General features: G+C 63.6%; 18 protein-coding genes. 9 read left to right on the top strand and 9 right to left on the bottom strand.

The genetic code is table 11. The annotated features are described in order from the left end of the window. Window positions 1-28: 28 nt before the first annotated feature. Genes ACFOKF_RS23605 through ACFOKF_RS23595 form a run of 3 tightly spaced genes read right to left on the bottom strand, consistent with a single transcriptional unit; the run spans window position 29 to window position 1,685 of the window. Complete coding sequence (locus ACFOKF_RS23605) at window positions 29-532, bottom strand: DUF3237 domain-containing protein (protein WP_380799348.1); 504 nt, start codon at window positions 530-532, stop codon at window positions 29-31. Beyond that, window positions 532-1,281: an SDR family oxidoreductase gene (locus ACFOKF_RS23600; protein WP_380799047.1), complete on the bottom strand. Its 750-nt coding sequence runs from the start codon at window positions 1,279-1,281 to the stop codon at window positions 532-534. The genes ACFOKF_RS23605 and ACFOKF_RS23600 overlap by 1 nt, the downstream gene beginning before the upstream one ends. Window positions 1,282-1,295: 14 nt before the next feature. Continuing rightward, window positions 1,296-1,685 (bottom strand): nuclear transport factor 2 family protein, encoded by a 390-nt coding sequence (locus ACFOKF_RS23595; protein WP_380799045.1) that lies wholly within the window; start codon window positions 1,683-1,685, stop codon window positions 1,296-1,298. Window positions 1,686-1,766: 81 nt separating this feature from the next. Here ACFOKF_RS23595 and ACFOKF_RS23590 point away from each other — a divergent pair, with 81 nt between their 5' ends. The 3 genes from ACFOKF_RS23590 to ACFOKF_RS23580 all read left to right on the top strand — a co-directional run bounded on the left by ACFOKF_RS23590 (window position 1,767) and on the right by ACFOKF_RS23580 (window position 3,531). After that, complete coding sequence (locus ACFOKF_RS23590; RefSeq protein ID WP_380799044.1) at window positions 1,767-2,168, top strand: nuclear transport factor 2 family protein; 402 nt, start codon at window positions 1,767-1,769, stop codon at window positions 2,166-2,168. A gap of 10 nt (window positions 2,169-2,178) precedes the next feature. Beyond that, window positions 2,179-2,721, top strand: a complete 543-nt coding sequence (locus ACFOKF_RS23585; RefSeq protein ID WP_380799043.1) for a MarR family winged helix-turn-helix transcriptional regulator — start codon at window positions 2,179-2,181, stop codon at window positions 2,719-2,721. 58 nt (window positions 2,722-2,779) lie between these two features. Continuing rightward, window positions 2,780-3,531 (top strand): IS5 family transposase gene (locus ACFOKF_RS23580; protein ID WP_380797779.1). Its coding sequence is split into 2 segments (ribosomal slippage): window positions 2,780-3,110 and window positions 3,110-3,531, totalling 753 coding nucleotides; the frame shifts between segments, so codons are not numbered across the junction. Here ACFOKF_RS23580 and ACFOKF_RS23575 read toward each other — a convergent pair. Beyond that, complete coding sequence (locus ACFOKF_RS23575; protein ID WP_380799042.1) at window positions 3,523-4,428, bottom strand: LysR family transcriptional regulator; 906 nt, start codon at window positions 4,426-4,428, stop codon at window positions 3,523-3,525. The genes ACFOKF_RS23580 and ACFOKF_RS23575 overlap by 9 nt on opposite strands. A 166-nt stretch (window positions 4,429-4,594) precedes the next feature. Here ACFOKF_RS23575 and ACFOKF_RS23570 point away from each other — a divergent pair, with 166 nt between their 5' ends. Genes ACFOKF_RS23570 through ACFOKF_RS23560 form a run of 3 tightly spaced genes read left to right on the top strand, consistent with a single transcriptional unit; the run spans window position 4,595 to window position 6,950 of the window. Then, window positions 4,595-5,707: an S-(hydroxymethyl)glutathione dehydrogenase/class III alcohol dehydrogenase gene (locus ACFOKF_RS23570; protein ID WP_380799040.1), complete on the top strand. Its 1,113-nt coding sequence runs from the start codon at window positions 4,595-4,597 to the stop codon at window positions 5,705-5,707. After that, on the top strand, window positions 5,707-6,558 hold the full coding sequence (gene fghA, locus ACFOKF_RS23565; RefSeq protein WP_380799039.1) for an S-formylglutathione hydrolase: 852 nt from the start codon (window positions 5,707-5,709) through the stop codon (window positions 6,556-6,558). Before ACFOKF_RS23570 ends, fghA begins: the two co-directional genes overlap by 1 nt. Next, window positions 6,555-6,950, top strand: coding sequence for a ketosteroid isomerase-related protein (locus ACFOKF_RS23560; protein WP_380799037.1), 396 nt, complete (start codon window positions 6,555-6,557; stop codon window positions 6,948-6,950). The genes fghA and ACFOKF_RS23560 overlap by 4 nt, the downstream gene beginning before the upstream one ends. On the opposite strand, the gene ACFOKF_RS23555 is transcribed toward ACFOKF_RS23560, so the two are convergent. Next, entirely contained in the window at window positions 6,947-8,158 is a 1,212-nt protein-coding gene (locus tag ACFOKF_RS23555) for a multidrug effflux MFS transporter (RefSeq protein WP_380799036.1), read from the bottom strand. The two genes, ACFOKF_RS23560 and ACFOKF_RS23555, sit on opposite strands and share 4 nt — an antisense overlap. Before the next feature lie 180 nt (window positions 8,159-8,338). Here ACFOKF_RS23555 and ACFOKF_RS23550 point away from each other — a divergent pair, with 180 nt between their 5' ends. After that, window positions 8,339-9,670, top strand: a complete 1,332-nt coding sequence (locus ACFOKF_RS23550; RefSeq protein WP_380799035.1) for an MFS transporter — start codon at window positions 8,339-8,341, stop codon at window positions 9,668-9,670. 38 nt (window positions 9,671-9,708) lie between these two features. On the opposite strand, the gene ACFOKF_RS23545 is transcribed toward ACFOKF_RS23550, so the two are convergent. From ACFOKF_RS23545 to ACFOKF_RS23530, 4 genes are read right to left on the bottom strand one after another with little or no spacing between them, the layout of a single operon-like run. After that, window positions 9,709-10,062, bottom strand: coding sequence for a dihydroneopterin aldolase (locus ACFOKF_RS23545; RefSeq protein ID WP_380799033.1), 354 nt, complete (start codon window positions 10,060-10,062; stop codon window positions 9,709-9,711). Next, window positions 10,055-10,954 (bottom strand): bifunctional 5,10-methylenetetrahydrofolate dehydrogenase/5,10-methenyltetrahydrofolate cyclohydrolase, encoded by a 900-nt coding sequence (locus tag ACFOKF_RS23540; protein ID WP_380799032.1) that lies wholly within the window; start codon window positions 10,952-10,954, stop codon window positions 10,055-10,057. The genes ACFOKF_RS23545 and ACFOKF_RS23540 overlap by 8 nt, the downstream gene beginning before the upstream one ends. After that, window positions 10,923-11,777 carry a formyltetrahydrofolate deformylase gene (purU, locus tag ACFOKF_RS23535; RefSeq protein WP_380799031.1) on the bottom strand — a complete coding sequence of 285 codons (855 nt, stop codon included), beginning with the start codon at window positions 11,775-11,777 and terminating at the stop codon, window positions 10,923-10,925. The genes ACFOKF_RS23540 and purU overlap by 32 nt, the downstream gene beginning before the upstream one ends. A 28-nt stretch (window positions 11,778-11,805) precedes the next feature. Then, window positions 11,806-12,675, bottom strand: coding sequence for a methylenetetrahydrofolate reductase (locus ACFOKF_RS23530; protein ID WP_380799030.1), 870 nt, complete (start codon window positions 12,673-12,675; stop codon window positions 11,806-11,808). 195 nt (window positions 12,676-12,870) lie between these two features. On the opposite strand from ACFOKF_RS23530, the gene ACFOKF_RS23525 reads away from it, so the two are divergent. After that, complete coding sequence (locus ACFOKF_RS23525; RefSeq protein ID WP_380799029.1) at window positions 12,871-13,566, top strand: alpha/beta fold hydrolase; 696 nt, start codon at window positions 12,871-12,873, stop codon at window positions 13,564-13,566. Next, window positions 13,567-14,967, top strand: coding sequence for a syringate O-demethylase (gene desA, locus ACFOKF_RS23520; protein ID WP_380799028.1), 1,401 nt, complete (start codon window positions 13,567-13,569; stop codon window positions 14,965-14,967). Window positions 14,968-15,098 lie beyond the last annotated feature (131 nt).

The following is a 15,098-nucleotide window of genomic DNA, read 5'->3' as shown; positions in this document are numbered from 1 at the left end:
TAGGGCGGTCCCACGACCGCCCTATCCTTCAGGTCAGCGCATAATAGCGCAACACATTGCCGTCTGCTCGCCGCTCGCCCACGCCGACGAATACATGCTTGGTCAGCCAGTCATGTTTGCCCACCGGCGTTTCGAAACTGGGATTGCCGCGCAGATAATAGTCCTGCTGCTCCACCGGCTCGCCGCCGGCAAAGGCCCAGTCGCGCAGCCGTTGCATCGTGTCGGGCTTGCGCCCCCACAGGAAACCGCGATTGTTGAGCAGGATCAGCGTGCCATCCTCCTCCTCCAGCATATAGCGCGCGTCGAACACCGCGACGTCATCGGGCCGGAAATAGGCATAGTCGCCGCCCGATCCCGGCACCGCCTTGCCGCGCAGCCTTGGCCCTTCGAACGTGCCGCTTTCCACATAGACCGCGCTGCGATTGCCGCCCCATGGGGTGTTGGCGATCATCTGGACGCGCGGAAATTGCAGCCGCACCTCCATCACAAATTCCAGCCGGGGATTGTCCAGCGTCGAAAACAGATTTTCCATCATCCTAACTCCAATGTCCCTCCATCCACGAACAGATTGGCGGCGGTGATAAAGCTGGCTTCGTCAGACGCCAGAAACAGCACGGCACGCGCGACTTCCTCCGCCCGGCCCATGCGTTTCATTGGCACTGCCGCGATCATCGCGTCGCGCAAACTGTCCACATCCTTGTCGCTCATGCCGGGATTGCGATGCAGCAGCGGCGTTTCGATCGGGCCGGGACTGACCAGATTGACGCGAATGCCTTCGCCCACCAGTTCGCCCGCAATCACCTTCAACGCCGCATACAGCCCGCCCTTGGCCGCCGCATAGGCGGTGTTGCCCGGTACGAAGGCATGGCCGCCGATCGATCCCGTCGCCACGATCGACCCGCCCCGGCTCATCAGCCGCAACGCCTTCTGGATCGCAAAGACGCATCCGCGCAGGTTGACGCCATGGACATGATCCCAGTCGGCCGGCGTCAGATCGCGCAGCGGTGCGAAGCCGCCCACGCCCGCATTGACGAACAGCGTATCGATCCGCCCGTCCCGCGCTGCGATGTCGGTGATCACCGCCTCCATCGCATCCAGATCGGCAATGTCTGCGCGATAGCCCCGCGCCCCTGCAATCCCCGCCACCGCTGCATCGATCGTCGCCTGATCCCGGCCGGTCAGTCGCACGACGCCGCCCTCCGCTGCAAAGGCCTGCGCGCTGGCGAGGCCAATACCGCTATTGCCGCCGACGACCAGAACCACCTTGTCCTTGAACCGCATCGCTCGTCTCCGGCTCAAAAGGGCGAATGGGGATTGGGGCTTTGGGACGGCACATCCTGCACCACGTCCCAATGTTCGACGATCAGGTCATTCTCGACCCGAAAAATATCCATCACCGCGAAGCCCGGATCGCCGTCGAACCGCCGCACATGATAATGCATGATCACATGATCGCCATCGGCAAAGCGCCGCTTGATGTCATGCACCGCGTCGGGATTTTCCCCGCGCACCTTGCGCAGAAAGGCTTTCAAAGGCGCCAGCCCGGTATCCACCCACTGATTATGCTGGATGTAATCGGGCGCAATGAAGCGATCGGCCGCATCGCCATCCATCGGTATCAGCACATGGTCGAACATCGCCTGCACCAGATCCAGATTGCGCTGCTCCTGCGCATTATAGCCCATTTGCCTCTCCTCATTTTTTGCTTTCCAAAATGATAACGATCGTTATCAAATAAGCAAGGCAGAAGGAGAGGAGAAAGCGTCATGAATCGCGCCGACTATGATCGCTATGCGCAGGCGTTCAACAATCGCGACTATGACGCGGTGTTCGATTTCTATGCGCCCGGCGCCAGCATCCGCTTCTTTGGCGTGGACCTTGGCACGCGGGAAGCGTTCAGGCGCTTCTACGGCTTTCTTCATGCCCATGTCGTTGAGACGCTGACGATCGAGCGCTTCGCCGCCAGCGAAGAACTGATCGCGCTGGAAGGGATCATCCGGGTCGAAGCGATCAAGGATCTGGATGCCGCGACGCTGGCGCAGCAGGGCCTCGACCAGTTCATGCCGATTGCGAAAGGGCAGGTGCAGCAGATGCGCCAATATATCCATTATCATCTGGCCGATGGCAAATTCACCAGTGTCGGTTGCGCCATCGTCGGCTTGACTTGAGCGCCGGCAAATGCCCTATCGCAAGACCATGTCGAACAGCAGCCCCAAGACCGACCCTGCGGCGGCCGAAGCCAGTCCGGCCGACACGCTGCACCGCGTCCTGCGGCTGGCGAACAAGCTGATGGCCCCCTTCTCCACCTATCTGGAGCATCGCTACAAGATCAGCCTGAACGAATTTCGGCTGTTGATGCTGCTTGGTCGCTTTCCCAATTCGGCCAGCCATGAACTGGCGGAAATGACCGGGGTCAATCCGATGAGCGTCTCCCGCGCCGTCGCCGCGCTCCAGAAACATGGCCGCATCACGGTGGAGCGCGACCCGGCCAACAAGCGCCGCAAGATATTGGTGCTGACCGACGAAGGGCAGCGACTCTACCGGCTGATGCGCCCCCAGACGGACAAGGTCGCGACCTATCTCGTCTCCGATCTCAAGGCAAAGGAGGTGGAGACGCTCAACCAGTATCTCGACACGCTGGTCGACACGCTTGAGGCGACCGATGCCGAAGGCAACAGCCGTTTCCTGGAATTCACCCGGCCCGATGGCGAGGCCGATTAGCTAAGGGTTGTGGGGATTTAGGATTCCCATTTATCTGGATATGTGATTCATGTTGTGGATGGATCGCTTTGTACTGACCGACGCCCAATGGGCGAAGATGGAGCCACATTGTCTGGGGAAGGTCAGCGATCCTGGACGCAGCGGCAAGAACAATAGGCTATTCATGGAAGCGGTGTTGTGGATTGTCCGAACGGGCAGTCCATGGCGCGACCTGCCAGCACAGTTCGGCAATTGGAGTACGGCGTTTCGACGCTTTCGCGATTGGCGCGAAGCGGATGTTTTCAAGCGGATTTTCGATGCTTTGTCGGATCAGCCTGACATGGAATACGCTATGATCGATGCCACCATCGTCAAAGTTCATCGTCATGGACAAGGCGCAAAAGGGGGACTTCGAGCCAGGCCATCGGCCGCTCCAAAGGCGGCATGACGACCAAGATATTGGCGCTCACCGACGCCTTGGGCAACCTGGTGCGCTTCCGTCTGATGCCGGGCAATCGCTTCGATAGCGTTGGTGTTGCACCGCTGATCGAAGGCGTCGAGTTCGGAGCGTTGCTCGCCGACAAGGCTTTCGACAGCAACGACATCATTACCGATCTCAACCAACGCGGCGCCAAGATCGTTATCTCTCAGCACCCTCGCCGCGCCATACCCATCCCGCTCGACGCCGAAATGTACAAATGGCGACACCTGATCGAAAACTTCTTCTGTAAACTCAAAGAGTTCAAGCGCATCGCCATGCGCGCATGCAAAACTGATCGCAGCTTCGAGGCCATCATCTACCTCGCTGCTGCCGTCATCAACTCAAGATGAATCCCCACAACCCTTAGATTGTGCCAATGCGGCTGGCAGTTGTTGGCGCAGCAGGTCCAGCAATCCGCTGATCTTGGGCAACAGGTGTCGTCGCTGGGGATAGACGGCCCAGATCGGTTCCTCATCCGGCCGAAAATCGGCCAGCACCTCCTGCAACGCGCCCGAAGCCAGATGCGGCAGCACGTAGAATTCGGGCAACTGGCATATGCCCATGCCTGCCAGTGCCGCCTCCGTCACCGCGCTGCCGCTGTTGCAGCGCCAGCGCCCCTTGGGTCGGATCGTTTCGTCCCGCCCGCCGCGCCTGAACCGCCAGAGCGGCGTCGTCCCGGCCAGACATTCATGATCCGCCAGATCGGCGGGCTTTATCGGCACGCCATGTTTGGCCAGATAATCGGGCGAGGCGCAGCTATAGAGACGGCGTGACGCGATGCGGGTGCCGATCAGCCGCGATTCCGCCAGTTGCCCGGTCCGAATGGCCAGATCATAGCCTTCGCCGACCAGATCGACGATCCGGTTTGTCAGGTCGATCGTCACCCGCAATTTTGCATGCTGCATGGCGTAAAGCTGTACGATCGGCGCGATGAACCGCTCTCCCATCGCCGTGGAGCAGGTGATGCGAATGTCGCCCTGCGGCTCGCCGCCCTCGCTGATCATCGCGATCGCCTCGTCCCGTTCGGCGACGATGCGGCTGCAATGGTCGAAGAACAGCCGTCCCGTATCGGTCAGTCGCACCGTGCGCGTAGTCCGGTGGAACAGGGGCGCCTGCACGCGCGACTCCAGCGCTGCAATGGCGCGGCTCATATGGGTGGTGGACACGCCCAGCGCCTCCGCGCCGGCCTTGAAACTGCCGGCGGCCGCGACTGCGACAAACTCGTCTATCCCTTCCCAGCGGCGCAATGATTATCCCGTCAGTGTAATAATGAATTTCCTATATGCTTTCTTATCGCGCCGGTGGGATATTGCTAGAGCGGGCTCATAACGGCGGAAACAGCCGCTCGGTCTTGCGGCCGGGCGGCTGTTTCCGCCATATCCCATCATCCTTGTCCTTTCGGGAGTAGCCCCCATGAAAACCCGCGCCGCCGTCGCCTTCGAAGCGAAGAAGCCCCTCGAAATCGTCGAGCTGGATCTGGAAGGCCCCAAGGCCGGCGAAGTGCTGGTGGAAATCATGGCGACTGGCATCTGCCATACCGACGCCTATACGCTCGACGGCTTCGACAGCGAAGGCATTTTCCCGTCCGTACTGGGCCATGAAGGCGCGGGCATCGTGCGCGAAGTCGGCGCGGGCGTGACCTCGGTCAAGCCGGGCGACCACGTCATCCCGCTCTACACCCCCGAATGCCGCCAGTGCAAAAGCTGCCTCAGCGGGAAGACCAACCTCTGCACCGCGATCCGCGCGACACAGGGCAAGGGGCTGATGCCCGACGGCACGACCCGCTTCAGCTATAAGGGCCAGCCGATCTACCATTATATGGGCTGTTCCACCTTCTCCAACTTCACCGTCCTGCCGGAAATCGCGCTGGCCAAGATTCGCGAAGATGCGCCTTTCCAATCGAGCTGCTACATCGGCTGCGGCGTGACGACCGGCGTGGGCGCGGTCATCAACACGGCCAAGGTGCAGGTGGGCGACAATGTCGTCGTCTTCGGGCTTGGCGGCATCGGCCTCAACGTCATTCAGGGCGCGCGCCTCGCCGGCGCGAACAAGATCATCGGCGTCGACATCAATCCCGATCGCGAGGAATGGGGGCGCAAGTTCGGCATGACTGACTTCCTCAACAGTAAGGGTCTGTCGCGCGAGGACACGGTCGCGAAAATCGTGGAGATGACCGACGGCGGCGCCGACTATACGTTCGACGCGACCGGCAATACCGAAGTGATGCGCACCGCGCTGGAAGCCTGCCATCGCGGCTGGGGCACGTCGATCATCATCGGCGTGGCCGAAGCGGGCAAGACCATCGAGACGCGCCCCTTCCAACTCGTCACCGGGCGCAACTGGCGCGGCACGGCATTCGGCGGGGCCAAGGGGCGGACCGACGTGCCCAAGATCGTCGACATGTACATGACCGGCAAGATCGAGATCGATCCCATGATCACCCATGTCATGGGGCTGGAGGAGATCAACACCGCCTTCGACCTGATGCATGCGGGCAAGAGCATCCGTTCGGTCGTCGTCTTCTGATGGAGACGGTCAGCACCAATCGCGCCCATGGCGGCGTGCAGGGCGTGTACCGGCATGCCTCCGCCGCCACCGGCACGGACATGACCTTCTCCGTCTATGTCCCGCCGCATGCGGAAGGCGCGCGCCTGCCGGTGGTCTGGTATCTGTCGGGGCTGACCTGCACCCATGCCAATGTCACCGAAAAAGGCGAGTTCCGTGCGCTGTGCGCGGAACTGGGCCTGATCTTCGTCGCGCCCGATACGTCGCCGCGTGGAGAAGGCGTGGCGGACGATCCCGACGGCGCCTATGATTTCGGCCTTGGCGCGGGCTTCTATGTCGATGCGACCCAAGCGCCCTTTGCTGCCAATTACCGGATGTGGTCCTATGTCACGGACGAACTCCCCGCTCTGATCGCGGCGGAATTTCCCGCCGATATGGATCGTCAGTCGATCATGGGGCATAGCATGGGCGGTCATGGCGCGCTGACCATCGGCCTCAGCTTTCCCGATCGGTTCAAGGCGGTGTCCGCCTTCGCCCCGATCGTCGCGTCTTCGCAGGTGCCCTGGGGCCAGAAGGCGCTGGGCGGCTATCTGGGCGATGACAAGGCGGCATGGCGCAAGCATGACGCCGTCGCGCTGATCGAGGATGGCGCGCGCGTGCCCGCCCTGCTGGTGGATCAGGGCGCGGCCGATACCTTTCTGGAAAAGGAATTGCGCCCCGACCTGCTACGTGCCGCCTGTGATGCGGCCGGCATCCCGCTGACGCTCACGTTGCGCGAGGGGTATGATCACAGCTATTATTTCATCTCGACCTTCATGGCCGATCATCTGCGCTGGCATGCCGATCGTTTAAAGGCGGGGAGCAAGGCATGAGCAGCGCCCTGTTGCAGAGCTATTATGAGGCCTTCAACCGCGGGGATGCCGCGGCGATGCTGGATCTGCTGACCGACGATGTGGTGCATGAACCTTCGCAAGGCGCGGTACGCACGGGCAAGGCGGCCTTCGCCGATTTCCTCACCCATATGAACCGCTGCTATAGCGAGCAGGTGATTGATCCGGTCCTCCTGACGACGGTGGAGGGCGCGCACGGCGCGGCGGAGTTCCTGCTGGAAGGCCGCTATCTGGAAACCGACGGCGATCTGCCGCCAGCCAGCGGCCAGACCTATCGGCTGCGTGTCGGCGCCTTCTTTGAGTTTGTCGACGGCCGCATCGCGCGGGTCAGCAACCATTATAATCTGGCCGACTGGCTGGCCCAGGTGGGCTAACCCGCCCGCTGCCGCCCCAGCGCCAGCATCACCAGCGCCATCAGAGCGAAGCTGCCGCCCAGCAACAGGGTTAGCGGCAACACCGCCATCGACGGCAGCAGCGACACTGCGCCGCTCGCCAGCGCGGTGATCGCCAGTTGCAGCGTGCCGAGCAGCCCTGCGGCCGCGCCCGCCCCGCCGGCGGCGGCATCCAGTGCGGAGATTGCCGCAGGGGTCAGGATCAGCCCGGCCAGCGCGAAGAGCAGCATGGCGTAAAGCTGGAACAGGGGGAGTGAGACAAGGAGTGAGACGGTTGCGAGCGTCATCAGCAGCGATGCGGCGATTGCGACACTTGCCGCTAACGTCACCAGCCGCCCCGCGCCCAGCCGCCGCATCATCGTCGGCGCAAACTGGGTGGCGATGATCGACGTTCCGGCATTGAGCGCCAGCAACAGGCTGTATTGATGGGCAGTCAGGCCAAAGCCCTGCGTGTAGAGAAAGGGCGCGGCGGTGACGAAGGCAAAGGGGATGGTCGTGCCCAGACCCGCGACCATGGTCCAGCCAAGGAAGGCGGGGCTGGTCAATAGCTGGCGATAGCTGGCCAGCATCGGCAAGCGGTGCAGCCGGCGCTCGGCAGGCAGGGTTTCCGGCAGGAATAGCAGCACCGCCAGCAGCGCGATCCCGCCGCCCCCCGCCAGCAGCGCGAACAGGCCGCGCCATGGCAGGATTTGCAGCAGGATGCTGCCGGCCAGCGGCGCCAGCACCGGCGAAATGCCGATGATCAGGAAGGTGAAGGCCATCAGCCTGGCCGCGCGATGACCGCTGAACCGATCGCGGATCATCGCCCGCACGCTCGACGTGCCGGCGCAGGCGCCCATGCCCTGGAGAAAGCGGCAGAGGATCAGCTGATCGAGGCTGGTCGCCGCCGCGCAGGCGATCGAGGCGAGGATGAACAGGGCAAGGCCGCCCAGCAAAGGCCGCCGCCGGCCATATATATCCCCCAAAGTGCCGAGCGGAATCTGCGCCAGCGCCAGCCCCAGGAAGAAGGCGGACAAGGTACGCTGTATCCCACCGGTGTCGACCGCGAAGCTGCGCGCCATGCCGGGCATGGCGGGCAGATAGAGGTCGATCGCCAGCGGACCCAGCGACGACAGAAAGCCAAAGGCGATGCCCAGCGCCAGACCGGGTTCGTCCTGCCTGTCGGCCGTCGCCTCCATGGTTGCCGCCATTCGTCCCTCCCGCCTATTTGATAACGATCGTTATATTTATTCAGGGGCAGACACAAGCGGCGATGCGGAGGGACCGGCACAACGGATCGGCACATGGGCAAAGATGCGCATGCCCGGTTTACAACTGTGTCATAAGCATACAGTATCGCGGGCAATAACAAACAGGAGAGGATCGCCGCCATGGCATCGACCCTTAACATCGCCCTGCCGGCGGACGATCCGCGCGCGATCCTGGCCGCCCGGCCGATGCGCTGGCCGCAATGCATGGCGATCGCCATCTGCTTCCTGCTGAGCGCGCTCGACGGCTTCGACATATTGGCCGTGACCTTCGCCGCGCCGGGGATCGCGCGGCAATGGGATGTCGGGCCGGGGGCGATCGGACTGGTCGTATCGGCGGGCCTCGCCGGCATGGTGGTGGGATCGCTGACGCTGGGTCAGCTGGCCGACCGGATCGGCCGGCGGCCGCAGGTGCTGCTGTGCCTTGCGATCATGATCCTGGGGATGTTCGCATCCGCCTTTGCCGCCAATGTGACGATGCTGTGCCTGCTGCGGGCTTTCACCGGCCTTGGCCTGGGCGCGGTGCTGGCGTCGATCAACGCCCTGTCCGCCGAATTCGCCAACCGGAAGCGGCGCGATCTGGCGGTCAGCATCATGGCGGCCGGCTATCCGGTGGGCGGCATCGTGGGCGGATGGGCGGCGGCGCAACTGCTCAAACATCATGGCTGGGAATCGATCTTCCTGTTCGGGGCGGGCGCGACGGCGGCGATCGTGCCGCTGGTCCTGCTGTTCCTGCCCGAATCGATCGGCTGGCTGGCGACGCGCGGCGGCCCCGATGCGCTGAAGCGGATCAACGCCATCCTTGGGCGTTTGGGCCAGCCGCATGCCGCGCGCATCGCCGCGATCGACGCGCCAAAGGCGGCGATGGCGACGCTGTTCACCGATCGCTATCGCGCCACGACGATCGCGCTGATCGCCATGTACGGCCTGCATATGATGACTTTCTATTATGCGCTGGGTTGGACGCCCTCGCTGGTCGTGGCGCTGGGCTTCGATCCGTCGCAGGCGACGATCGTGTCGGTGGTGATGAACATGGGCGGCGCGACCGGCGGGCTGGTGCTGGGCCTGCTGTCGCCGCGTCTGGGCCTGCGCCCGCTGGTGATTACTGGCCTTGTCGGGGCGACCATTGCGGTTGCCGCGTTCGGCGGCATCCCGGCGGACATGCTGTTGTTGCAGGGCGGAGCGTTCCTGCTGGGTTTCCTGTCCAATGGCGCGGTCGTGGGCCTTTATGCGCTGATCGCCAACATCTATCCCACCACGCTGCGGGCGACGGGGACCGGAGCGGTGATCGGCTTTGGCCGGTGCGGTGCGGCGCTGGGACCGTTTCTGGCCGGGCAGTTGCTGGCTATGGGTGCGGGCAGGGGCGTGACGTCCCTGCTGCTGGCGCTGGGGTCGGGCCTGGCCGCGCTGGTGCTGATCATCGCGCGCCTGCAAGTCGCAGACGAAGAGGATTGAAGGATAGGGCGTTCGACCATGGCCGAACGCCCGTCCCATTATCGTCCCATGCACACTTCCACGCCAGCCATGCCGCGCGTGATGGCGAAGGGCTTGTCGATGCTTATGCGCGCGTGCATCACCCCGCCCATGGCAAGGCAGCGATCGCCCAGCCGCTGGGCGAAGGTTTCGATCAGGGGAATGTGGACCAGCGCCAGTTCCTCGGCCGCCTGCGCCACGCGGCGATAATCCACCGTCTCGCCAATCCCGTCGACCCGCCCGGCATTCAGAGTCAACTCGACCGAAATCACCAGCGGTTGCCGTCGGCCAATCTCGTCGGGGTTGATGCCAATGTCGGCCAGCAGCGGCAGGTCGCGGACCCGCACGATCGTCGTGCATTGTGTCTCAGTCATGCCGCGCCCTTTCCGCCGCCGTCACCGTGTTGCTCAGCAGGCAGGCGATGGTCATCGGTCCCACCCCGCCCGGCACCGGCGTCACCGCCCGCGCATGGTCCAGTTCATGGGTGGCGCAATCGCCCACCAGCCGCATCGATCCGTCCGCCTGCCCGATCCGGCTGATGCCCACATCGATGACGATCGCGCCGGGCTTCACCCAATAGCCGCGCACCAGATGCGGCGCCCCGGCGGCGGCGATGATGATGTCCGCCTTGCGCGCAATATCGGGCAGGTCGCGCGTTTCGATATGGGTGACGGTGACGGTCGCTTCCCGCTCCAGCAGCAGCATGGCGACCGGCTTGCCCACGATGTTGGATTTGCCGATCACCACGACGTCCAGTCCGCGATAGTCCGTCACCACGCTGTCCAGCAGCTTCATGATGCCCAGCGGCGTGCAGGGGACAAGGCCGCCAGTGCCGGTGGACAGGCGGCCGACATTGACCGGATGGAAGCCGTCCACATCCTTGGCCGGGTCGATCCTGTCCAGCACGCACGCGGCATCGATCTGCGGCGGCAATGGCAACTGGATCAATATGCCGTCGATCGCGTCGTCGCCATTCAGCCGGTCGATGAGCGTCATCAGTGTCGTCTGCGTCGTATCGGCGGGCAGGCGATGTTCGACCGATCGGATGCCAACCCTGGCGCATTCCGCCACCTTACGCCCGACATAGACTTCGCTCGCCGGATCGCTGCCGACCAGTATCACCGCCAGCGCGGCGGCATGGCCGGTGCGGGCGTGCAGCGCGTCCACGCGCGCGGCCGTCTCCGCCGACAGGGCGCGCGCCAGCGCGCGTCCGTCGATTCGCTGGGCCACGGCCTCAGGCCCGGAAGACGACAGTGCGTGCGCCATTCTGGAAAACCCGTCCCTGAAGATGATGCTGCACGGCGGTCGCCAGCACGCGCCGTTCGATGTCGCGTCCCTTGCGGACCAGATCGTCGGGCGTGTCGGCATGGTTGATCGCCTCCACATCCTGATGGATGATCGGTCCTTCATCCAGATCGGCGGTCACATAATGGGCGGTCGCGCCGATCATCTTGACCCCGCGGGCATGCGCCTGATGATAGGGTTTGGCGCCCTTGAAGCCGGGCAGGAAACTGTGGTGGATGTTGATGCAGCGCCCTGACAGGAACCCGGCCAGATCGTCGCTCAATATCTGCATATAGCGCGCCAGCACGATCAGGTCGGCGCCGGTCTGCTCCACGATCGCCTTGATCTGCGCCTCCTGCTGCGGCTTGCTGTCCTTCGTAATCGGCAGATGATGATAAGGCAGATCGCCCATCAGCGACGTCGTCAGCACATGGCGGGGATGGTTGCTGACGATGCCGACCACATCCATGTTCAGCTCGCCGATGCGCCAGCGATACAGAAGATCTCCCAGGCAATGGTCGAACTTGCTGACCAGCAGCAAAATCTTCTGCCGCTCGCTGCGGCGGCGCAGGGCCCAGTCCATGCCGCGCTCGCGCGCCAGCGGCCCGAAGGCGGCCGCCAGCGGTGCGATCTCATTGTCGCCAATTTCAAATTCGACGCGCATGAAGAAGCGGTCGGTCAGCCTGTCATTATATTGCTGCGCATCGGTGATGTTGCCGCCCTGCCGCGTCAGGAAGGTCGCGACATCGGCGACCAGCCCCGGCCGGTCGTCGCATTGCAGGGTGAGGGTGCAGATTTCGGTCATGCTCGTTTCTCTCCACGGGGGCGCGCGCTCAAGGGCGGGCCTTATAATTGTTGATCCATTCGACCGTGCGGGTGAGGCCGCCGAACGGATAGAAATGCAGCCGCACCTTGCCATGCTGGGGACCAAGCGCCTTGCCCAGCGCATCGACCAGCTTGTCGGGGCCAGCGGTGCCGATCAGCTTCGTGATCGAAATGCCATATTTGGCGAGCACCGATGTCGAAGCGCCCACGCCGCAGCGGGCGGCAAAGCGCATCAGCGTCTTGATGCCCGCTGGCCCCGGCACCCCGATCCGCACCGGCGCATCGATCCCGCGCGCGCGCAATTCGGCCAGCCATTGCAGGATCGGCGCGGCGTCGAAGCTGAACTGGGTGACGATCAGCGGTGCCATCTTCCGGCTGGCGATCTCGGCGCATTTTTCGGTCAGGACCGCAAAAGTCTGTTCACGGCTCATATTGGGATGGCCTTCGGGATGGCCGCCGATGCCGATCGCCTGGATGCCCGCGCGTTCGAACGCGCCGGTACTGATCAGCGCCATGCTGTCGCCATAGGGACCGGCCGCTTCCGCGGGGTCGCCGGCGATGACGAAGCATCGCCGCACGCCGGCTTGCTGCACGACCGCCTCCAGATAGCCCTCGAAATCATCGCCCGATTCCAGCCGGCGTGCGGAAAAATGCGGCATCGGTTCAAAGCCAAGATCGCGCACCACCTTCGTCGCGGCGATCCGCGCCTCCAGCGACTCGCCGGGCAGGAAGGTGACGGCGACCGGCGTTTCGCCTGCAATAGCCGGGGCCGCCTCGACCAGCGCCTCCATATCCCTGGCGGTGATCTCCAGCGAATAGCCGTCGGTCATGCCCTTTGGCGGCAAATCCCAGTTTGGATGGATCGACGGCAGGCTCATGATTCTCTCCCGGCAGGACTGGTTGCCGGGACGGTCTGGCGCATCTTCTTGGCGCTCTTTGTATCCCGGGCGTATTTTCCCCCTAGCCGATCGAAAAACATTCGTATAGATGAAATATTCATGAGTGCGAAAACATCGGAGAGGGGCGCAGAGACGCCATTAATCATCCTTCCGGGGCTGATCTGCGACTCGCGCATGTTCGGCGACACGCTCGCCGCCTTCTCCGGCAGCCGGGTGATCGACGGCTTTTATGGCGGCGCGGACCGGATCGGGGCGATGGCCGACCATGCGCTGGCGCATATGCCGGCGCGCTGCGCTTTACTGGGCCATTCCATGGGCGCCCGCGTCGCGCTGGAGGTAATGCGCAAGGCGCCCGAACGGGTCGAGCGGCTGGCGCTGGTCGATACCGGCGTTCATCCGGTCAAACCCGGCGAGCAGGAGGGACGCTATCGGCTGCGCGACCTTGGCCGGGCGCAGGGGATGGCGGCGCTGGTGGCGCAATGGCTGCCGCCGATGATGGGGGCGGACGCGCTGCGCGACGAAGGGCTGATGGACCGGCTCTACGCCATGGCGGTCGGTGCGGGCCTGCCGATTTTCGAAGCGCAGATCGAGGCGCTGCTGCATCGCCCCGCGCTCGACACGCTGCTGCCGACCATCGCCTGCCCGACGGTCGCGATCGTGGGGCAGGAGGATCGCTGGTCCCCCGTCGCCCAGCATCAGGCGATCGTCGCCGCCATTCCCGGCGCACGCCTGCGCGTGGTGCCGGGGGCGGGCCATATGATGCCTGCGGAAACGCCGCGGGCCTTCAACAGACACGTGCGGGAATGGCTCGACCGGCCATCGCCCGACAACGGTGTGAACTTTGCCAATCAAGTCGAAGGAGAGGTTTGAATGACCGACAAGACCCTGCAACAGCTGCTCGATGAAAAGGGCGACATCGTCCATTTCCTGCGCAACCAGCAGACCGGCCCCAATGTCTATCCCGGCGTTCCGGCCGAATATAGCAACTGGCGCGACGAACAGCGCAGCTGGGCGGAAAGTTCGGTGCTGTTCAACCAGAGCTTCCACATGGTCGACCTGCTCGTCACCGGTCCCGGCGCGTTCGACATGCTGGCCTGGCTGGCGCCCAACAGCTTCAAGGGCTTCGTCCCCAACCGCGCCAAGCAGTTCGCGCCCGTAACTCCGGAAGGCTATGTGATTGGCGATGTCATCCTCTTCTATCTGGAGGAGGAAAAGTTCGAACTGGTCGGCCGCGCGCCTTCGATCGAATGGGTCGAATATTGGGCGTCGACCGGCAAATGGGATGTGAAGGTGGAACGCGACGAGCGCACCGCCGCCCGTCCGCTGGACGAGCAGGGCTATCGCCGCAATTATCGCTTCCAGTTGCAGGGGCCGAACGCCATGCCGGTGCTGGAAAAGGCGATGGGCCAGACCCCGCCGGACCTGAAATTCTTCCACATGGCGCCGATCACCATCGCCGGCGTCGAAGTGCGCGCGCTGCGCCATGGCATGGCCGGCCAGCCGGGCTATGAGTTGTTTGGCCCGTGGAAGGATTATGACACTGTCCGCAATGCGCTGATCGAAGCGGGCAAGGATCATGGCCTGGCGCTGTGCGGCGGCCGCACCTATTCGTCGAACACGCTGGAATCGGGCTGGATCCCCTCGCCGCTCCCCGCCACCTACACCGGCGAAGGCTCGAAGGGCTTCCGCGAATGGCTCGGCGCCAACACCTATGAAGGCAAATGCTCGCTGGGCGGCAGCTTCGTCTCCGACAGGATCGAGGATTATTATCTGAACCCGTGGGAGCTGGGCTATGGCATCATGGTCAAGTTCGACCATGAGTTTGTCGGCCGCGAGGCGCTGGAAAAGATCAAGGATCAGCCGCATCGGCAGAAGGTGACGCTGGCGCTGGACAATGAGGATATTGTCCGCGTCATGAGCTCGATGCTCCAGACTGGCGACAAGGCGAAGTTCCTGGAGTTCCCCAGCGCCGTCTATTGCATGCATCCCTATGACGCGGTGCTGAAGGACGGCAAGACGATCGGCCTGTCGACCTGGATCGGCTATACGGTGAATGCCGGTCGTTTCCTGGCGCTGGCGATGGTCGATGCGGCTTATGCCGAACCGGGCACCGAAGTCACTTTGCTGTGGGGCGAACCCGATGGCGGCACATCAAAGCCGACCGTCGAACCGCATGTCCAGACGGAGATCAAGGCGATCGTCTCCTCGGTCCCCTATTCGGAAGCCGCGCGCGACAATTATGCCGACGGCTGGCGCACCAAGGCCGCCTGATCCAACCATAGCCGAGTGCGATGGGAACGGGGGATGCTAAAACGGCGTCCCCCGTTTTTCTGTTTTTAGAGGAATGCCGGATTGCGGCCAAGAGCGGTCGTCCGGCGGTCATTTTGGCCTGCCCCATAGTC

Source organism: Sphingobium rhizovicinum (genome assembly GCF_042647625.1).
Lineage (GTDB): Bacteria > Pseudomonadota > Alphaproteobacteria > Sphingomonadales > Sphingomonadaceae > Sphingobium > Sphingobium rhizovicinum.
Note: the sequence above shows the minus strand (reverse complement) of the source record. Positions and strands in the feature narration are given on the sequence as shown.